1 protein-coding gene is annotated in these 591 nt (G+C 65.8%); it reads left to right on the top strand.

From position 1 onward, the window contains the following. Nucleotides 1-45 precede the first annotated feature (45 nt). The coding region (locus tag ACT86A_RS27475; RefSeq protein WP_445095128.1) for a transposase at nucleotides 46-591 on the top strand (546 nt) is incomplete at its 3' end.

The raw sequence follows: 591 nt of genomic DNA, 5'->3' as shown, positions 1-591 counted from the left end.
GGGACTGTAAAGACAACGGTGTAACTCTGAAGGAGATACACCATCATGACTGATGTGATTGATCGTGGGGCCGAGGCGAGTTCGGCGGGTGAGGGTGTCAGCGATGCGCGGCTGAGGGAGCTGGTCGAGCAGGCCCGCTCGCAGGGTTTGCAGCTGACCGGTGAGGGCGGGCTGCTGGGCAAGTTGACCAAGCTGGTGGTGGAGTCCGCGCTCGAGGGCGAGATGGACGACCACCTCGGCTACGGCAAGCACGATGCGGCCGGGCGAGGCCGTGGGAACTCCCGCAACGGCAAGCGCGGCAAGACCGTGTTGACCGAGGCCGGGCCGGTCCAGATCGACGTCCCGCGTGACCGGGAGTCGAGTTTCGAGCCGAAGATCGTGGCCAAGCGGCAGCGGCGACTATCCGGCGTGGAGGACATGGTGGTCTCGCTGTCGGCCAAGGGTCTGACCACAGGCGAGATCTCCGCGCACCTGGCCGAGGTCTATGGCGCCGAGGTCTCCAAGACGACCATCTCGACCATCACCGACCGGGTGATGGACGGCATGGCCGAATGGCAGAACCGGCCCCTGGACGCGGTGTATCCGGTGCTG

The sequence above is a fragment of the Nocardia glycosmidis genome, from assembly GCF_052545115.1.
Note: the sequence above shows the minus strand (reverse complement) of the source record. Positions and strands in the feature narration are given on the sequence as shown.